The organism is Pseudomonas sp. GW821-FHT07E12 (assembly GCF_058986605.1).
Map to the genome: position 1 here is coordinate 197,777 of NZ_JBYSVX010000004.1, position 6,307 is coordinate 204,083.

The following is a 6,307-nucleotide window of genomic DNA, read 5'->3' on the forward strand; positions in this document are numbered from 1 at the left end:
TCTAGGCGGTATCGGCAAACCGGAAATTGCCGGACGTGGCGCGCGCCGCACCTGTGTGCCCTTGCAGGAGCGGCTTCAGCCGCGATGGGGCGTTACCGGCAATGCCCGATCGTGGCTGAAGCCGCTCCTACGGGTTCTGCTCCATCCTCAACCCTTCCGAAACCCGCTGCCCAGCCGGCATGGGGAGGGCCGGCCCGTGCCGGGGTGGCCTGCTAGAATATGCGTCCCTTTCCACCCCGCCGCGTCTGGCGCGGCCGCAGGAGCTTGTGAACATGGCAATCAAGGTCGGCATCAATGGTTTCGGTCGCATCGGTCGCAACGTGCTGCGTTCGGCGGTGCAGAACTTCGGCAACGACATCGAAATCGTGGCCATCAACGACCTGCTGGAGCCGGACTACCTGGCCTACATGCTTCAGTACGACTCCGTGCACGGCCGCTTCAAGGGCGAGGTGTCGGTCGACGGCAACACGCTGAGCGTCAATGGCAAGAAGATCCGCCTGACCCAGGAACGCGATCCGGCCAACCTGAAGTGGGACGAAGTCGGCGCCGAGGTGGTGATCGAGTCCACCGGCCTGTTCCTGACCAAGGAAACCGCCGAAAAGCACATCGCGGCTGGCGCCAAGAAGGTCATCATGTCGGCCCCGTCCAAGGACGACACGCCGATGTTCGTGTACGGCGTGAACCACCAGAAATATGCCGGCGAGGCGATCGTCTCCAACGCTTCGTGCACCACCAACTGCCTGGCCCCGCTGGCCAAGGTCGTCCACGACAAGTGGGGCATCAAGCGTGGCCTGATGACCACCGTGCACGCGGCCACCGCGACCCAGAAGACCGTCGACAGCCCGTCCAACAAGGACTGGCGTGGTGGTCGCGGCATCCTGGAGAACATCATTCCGTCCTCGACCGGCGCCGCCAAGGCCGTCGGCAAGGTGATCCCGGAGCTCAACAAGAAGCTTACCGGCGCCAGCTTCCGCGTGCCGACCTCGGACGTGTCGGTGGTCGACCTGACCGTCGAGCTGGAAAAGCCGGCCACCTACGAGGAAATCTGCGCCGAAATGAAGGCCCAGAGCGAAGGCGCGTTGAAGGGCATCCTCGGCTACACCGAGGACAAGGTGGTGGCCACCGACTTCCGCGGCGACACCCGCACCTCGATCTTCGACGCCGACGCCGGCATCGCGCTGGACAGCACCTTCGTCAAGCTGGTGTCCTGGTACGACAACGAGTGGGGCTACTCGAACAAGTGCCTGGAGCTGGCCAAGGTCATCTCGGCGAAGTAAGCACCGCCGCTGTTCTGATACGCAAAGACCCCGGCCTTGGCCGGGGTCTTTGTTTTACGAGTTTCTTGGCGTTTCGGGGCGAGGCACCGGATCTCACCAGGCCGCTTTCTTTTGGGACTACGACCGGGCTACAGCGCATCCTTGGAGCTGTTGCTTTCGTTCTGACGATAGTCCTGGACGATGCCGTTTTTGTCGAACTCGACGGACAGACTAAAGCCCTTGACGTTGCGTGCAGCTACGCCATGTTCCTGCGCGACAGCGGTAGCGGCGCCGGCATTTCCGGGGAGCATGCCTTTCAGGAATCCGGTCACGCGCTTGCGGGCCTTTTCGCCGTGCGATTCGCTGGGGTAGTAGTTCCATGCTCTCTCATAACCGCCGTCCTTCGCGCTGGCATTGTTGGTATAGGTCGGATCGCCATAGATAGCGCGAACTTCTTCCTTGGTGGTCTTGCCCAGAATCAGGTTCTTCTGCAACGCCTCGGTCGTGTAGAGGCTCGGATCGTCCACTTTCGCGGCGAAGGCGGGGGTGACGGCCATGGCCGAGGCGGCCAGCATTGCTGCGATGCATAGGGTGCGGAGAGATTTCTTGCTCATTTCCAGATTCCTTGTGATTGCGCGTCGACTGCTTGCTTCCTGCCACTCCATGTCGCTGCAGCGCCTGACGGGCCGCATGAGTCACATCCCCTCGTGGCGCCGGCAGCTTAGGCGCGCCCAAACGGCACAGTCAATGCGCGATGGCGTCGATCGGGTCGGCCTCCGGTAGCATGGGCGGGACACAAGGGAAGGCGCCCGCCGGCGCCGGGTGGGGGAACTCGTTTGGAAGCGATCATTGTTTTGGTGGTGCTGGCTCTGCTGGCCGTACCGGTGCTGCTGTTGGTGGCGCTGGTCTCGCTTTCGGGGTTGAAGCGTCGCGTATCCGAACTTGAGCGGCGCCTGGCCGACGTCCAGCGTGGGCCGGTGCCACTGCAGCCGCAGCCGGTTCCCGCCGCGACGCCGGCATCGCGTCCTCCGGTGCCGCCCGCGTGGACCGAGCAGGCGGCATCGCCGGTTGTGGAGCCACCGTCCACGCCGCCATCGCTGCCGCCCCCTCCCCCGGTCGAGCCCGGGGCGTCCGCTGCGCCGGCCGTTCCCTTGCCGCCGGCTGGTCCCAGCGTGTTGGAGAAGGCACTGGGCGCGCTCAAGCGCTGGTTCACCGAGGGCAATGTGCCGGTCAAGGTCGGCATGTTGGTGCTGTTGGCGGGTGTGGCGGCGCTGCTCAAGTACGCCGGCGACCAGGGCTGGCTGACCTTGCCGGTGGAACTGCGCTACGCCGGCATCTCGGCGGTGGCGCTGGGCGGGTTGGTGTTCGGCTGGCGTCAGCGCGAGCACCGGCCCGGTTTTGCGCTGGCCTTGCAGGGCGGGGCGATCGGCGTGTTGTTGCTGGTGGTGTTCGCGGCCTGCAAGCTGAACCACCTGTTGCCCGTGCCGGCCGCGTTCGCGCTGAGCGTGGTGCTGGTGGCCGGGCTGTGCGTGCTGGCGGTGCTGCAGGAGTCGCGCACGTTGGCGGTGCTGGGCATCCTGGCCGGCTTCCTGGCGCCGATCTGGCTGTCCACCGGCAGCGGCAACTACATCGCGTTGTTCTCGTACTACGCCGTGCTCAACGCCGGAGTATTCGCGATCGCCTGGTTCCGGTCCTGGCGGGTGCTGAACCTGATCGGCTTTGCCTTCACTTTCGGCATCGGCACGCTGTGGGGCGTGCTGTCGTATCGGCCGGAGTATTTCGCCACCACCGAGCCGTTCCTGCTGTTGTTCTTCGCGTTCTATCTGCTGATCCCGGTGCTGCATGCGCGGCGCGGCGATGGGCGTGAGCGGGTGATCGACGGCAGTCTGTTGTTCGGCACGCCGCTGGTGGCGTTCTCGCTGCAGGCCGCGCTGCTGCACGGCGATCGCCTTGCGCTGGCGTTGTGCGCGCTCGGGTTGGCGACGATCCACGTCGCGCTGGCGGCGTGGTTGCTGCGTGGCGAACGCACCCGGCTGCTCGGGCAGGGCCATGCGGTGTTGGCGGTCACGTTCGCCACGCTGGCGGTACCGCTGGCGTTGTCGGCGCGGGCTACCGCCAGCGTGTTCGCGCTGGAAGGCGCGGGGTTGCTGTGGCTGGGGCTGCGCCAGCGGCGCTGGTTGCCGCAGATCGCCGGTCCGCTGCTGCAGTTGGCGGCGGTGTGCGGGTTCATGCTCGGCGTGGCGGGGCTGGGCGGTGGAGGGGCGGATCTCGACAGGTACGCGATCGCCAATCCGACCTTCATGAGTGCGCTGCTGATCGCGGTGGGCGGTCTGGCAAGCGCCTGGTGCCTGCGCGACCACGGCCGCCGCGTACTGGCGTTGATGGCCTATCTGTGGGGGCTGAGCTGGTGGGCCGGGGCGTGGTTGATTGATATCGATCGCTTCGCGCCCGGCCACTCCGAGCCGGATCTGGTGCTGGTCTGGCTGGCTGCGACCGCATGGCTGGCGTCGGAAGTGCATCGCCGGCGACCGGCCGCGGCGCTGGCCTGGACCTCGATGGCGGGATTGGCGTTGGCCCTGCCGGTGGCGTTCTGGCAGGTACTGGAGCACGTGCAGCCGTTCGGCGGATATGGCGGCTGGGCGTGGCTTGCGTTTGCGCTGCTGGGCATGCGTACGCTGGGTGGATTGCGCGGGACGTCCGGTTGGGCACGCGGTGCGGCGCAGTTCGCGTGGTTGATGCTGTGGCCCGCGGTGTTGTCGTTGGCCGGTGCCTGGCTGGCGGATCGATACGATCTCGCCGGAGGCTGGCAGGGCGCGTTGCTCATTTGGCCATGGCTGGTGCTGGCGACGTTGGTGCTGCTGCGCTGGCGATGGCTGACCTGGCCGCAGGGCGAGACGCTTGACGGCCTGAGGCCAGTAGTCGCTTACAGTGTGTTCGGCGTGCTTGCGCTGGGCTGGTTGGGGGTGTTGTTCGCTGCGGTGTCGCCAGCGCCGTTGCCGTGGCTGCCGCTGCTCAACCCGGCCGAGCTGTGTCAGTTGGCCGTGCTGGCGCTGGTGGCGTACTGGCTGCGCTCGCCGCAGGCACCGGCACTGCTGCAGCGGCGACGTGCCTTCGTATTGGCCGGCGCGGGCCTGTTGCTGGTGACCGGCACGGTGCTGCACAGCGTTCACCATTGGGGCGGGATCTACTGGGATGAGACGCTGTTGTCATCCAGCCTGGCCCAGACCAGCCTGACCGTGGCCTGGAGCATTCTCGGTGTGATCGGTTGGGTCATCGGCTCGCGACGCGGCCAGCGTGGCCTGTGGCTGGCCGGTGCGCTGCTGATGGCGTTGGTGCTGGCCAAGCTGGTGCTGGTGGATCGCCAGCATCTGGGCAACCTGCTCGGGATCGGTTCGTTCATCGCCTACGGCCTGCTGTGCACGGCGGTGGGGTATCTGGCACCCGCGCCGCCGCGACAGGTGGACAAGGAGGAAGTGGCATGAAGCGTCTGGGCTGGTTGTTGCTGGTGCCGCTGGTGGCGTGGGCGGACGTGCGTGGCGATTACACGCGGGAATGGCCGTTGCAGCTCAGCGAGGCCGATGCCGGTGCCTATCGGGTGAGCCTGAGCGCGCCGGTCTACCGCACGGTCACGCAGGCGTCGCTGGGCGATCTGCAACCGCTGGATGCGGCGGGCGATCCGCTGCCATCGGCGTTGTTGACCGCCGATGTGCCGCTGGACGCACCACGTCTGCGGCCGTTGCCGCTGTTCGCGCTGCCACCGGTGCCGGCCGAAGGTGGCGAGCTTCAGGTGATCGCCGAGCGCGATGCCAGTGGCGCGGTGCGCCGTATCGAGACCCGTACCGGGCCGGCGCCGCGCGATGGGTTGCCGGCCTGGCTGCTCGATGCCAGCGCATTGCGCGAGCCGTTGCAGGCGATCCGGCTCGACTGGCCCGCGCAGCAGCGCTTGCAGGCCGAGTTGCGCATCGAGGGCAGCGACGACCTGAACACTTGGTTCGTGCTGGATCCGCGCGCCACGCTGGTGGAACTGGACAACGGCAGCGAACGCCTGCAACAGCGACGCATCCCGCTCGATTCACGTGCCCGCTATCTGCGCATCACCGCGCTGTCGCCGCAGGTGCCGGCATTGAGCGCGGTCCAGGCCGAACTGGCGCCGACGCGTCCGGACGTGCCGCTGCAATGGCTGGCCTTGAACGGACAGGCGCGCGACGGCGGTTTCGAATTCGAGATGGATGGACGTTTTCCGGTGACCCAGGTCGATGTCGCCAGTGACGGCAATGACGCGGTCGAGTGGCGCCTGCAGAGTCGCGATACGAGCGAAGCGCAGTGGACCACCCGCGCCGGCCCGTGGCTGGCGTTCCGGGTCGGCACCAGCGCCGGTGGACGTTCGCCGCCGCAGGTGCTGGGAAAGAGTCGCGATCGCTATTGGCGGTTGATACCCGCTGCGGGCGTGAGCGTTCCGGTAGCGCCGCAGCTACGGCTGGGATGGCAGCCGGAGACGCTGGTGTTCCTGACCCGTGGCCAGGCGCCTTATGCGTTGGCGGCCGGTGGTGTGCGGGCGTTGCGCACCGACGCGCCGTTGCGGCCGATGCTCGATGCCTTGCAGCGTGAACGTGGGCCGCAATGGCAGCCGGCGGATGCGACGTTGGTGGAGCCTGCGCGTGAGTTGGCGGGGGCTGCGGCGCTGCAGCCTGTGCGTGACTGGAAGACCTGGTTGTTGTGGGGGTTGTTGGTGGTGGGGGCGTTGGTGATTGGGGGTTTTGCGGTGAGTTTGCTGCGTGGGCGGGCTGGGGGGCGCGAGGGCGGTTAGGGCGAATTGGCGGTTTGTGTGCTGTGCGGTTCGTGCCCTTTGTGGGTGTGATGGACTCAGTGCTTTCTATGCCATCTTTCCATCGTCGTCCCCGCGTAGGCGGGGACCCAGCGACTTCCTCGCCATCTCACCAACGTCGCCATCTATCTACCGTCATCCCCGCGAAAGCGGGGGCGAAGCGCCACGGCTTGCGAGCCACTGGCTCGCGTGGTGCTGAGCGCCATCGGGCTATGCCCGATGGCCG

4 protein-coding genes are annotated in these 6,307 nt (G+C 67.0%); 3 read left to right on the forward strand and 1 reads right to left on the reverse strand.

Annotated elements, in window-relative coordinates; translation table 11 throughout:
• Positions 1-272: 272 nt before the first annotated feature.
• On the forward strand, positions 273-1,277 hold the full coding sequence (gene gap, locus AC3WJE_RS04710) for a type I glyceraldehyde-3-phosphate dehydrogenase (protein ID WP_493729620.1): 1,005 nt from the start codon (positions 273-275) through the stop codon (positions 1,275-1,277).
• A gap of 128 nt (positions 1,278-1,405) precedes the next feature.
• Here the strand turns inward: gap and AC3WJE_RS04715 are convergent, their stop codons facing one another.
• Positions 1,406-1,870: a hypothetical protein gene (locus AC3WJE_RS04715; protein WP_493729621.1), complete on the reverse strand. Its 465-nt coding sequence runs from the start codon at positions 1,868-1,870 to the stop codon at positions 1,406-1,408.
• Positions 1,871-2,092: 222 nt separating this feature from the next.
• Between AC3WJE_RS04715 and AC3WJE_RS04720 the strand changes: the two genes are divergently transcribed.
• Complete coding sequence (locus AC3WJE_RS04720; protein WP_493729622.1) at positions 2,093-4,738, forward strand: DUF2339 domain-containing protein; 2,646 nt, start codon at positions 2,093-2,095, stop codon at positions 4,736-4,738.
• A complete protein-coding gene (locus AC3WJE_RS04725) occupies positions 4,735-6,063 on the forward strand; it encodes a DUF3999 domain-containing protein (protein WP_493729623.1) in 1,329 nt (442 codons plus the stop codon). The genes AC3WJE_RS04720 and AC3WJE_RS04725 overlap by 4 nt, the downstream gene beginning before the upstream one ends.
• The last annotated feature ends 244 nt before the right edge of the window (positions 6,064-6,307 follow it).

Coding starts and splice junctions, on each gene's coding strand:
- gap (WP_493729620.1), top strand. CDS start 273: ATGGCAATCAAGGTCGGCATCAATGGTTTCGGTCGCATCGGTCGCAAC.
- AC3WJE_RS04725 (WP_493729623.1), top strand. CDS start 4,735: ATGAAGCGTCTGGGCTGGTTGTTGCTGGTGCCGCTGGTGGCGTGGGCG.
- AC3WJE_RS04715 (WP_493729621.1), bottom strand. CDS start 1,870: ATGAGCAAGAAATCTCTCCGCACCCTATGCATCGCAGCAATGCTGGCC.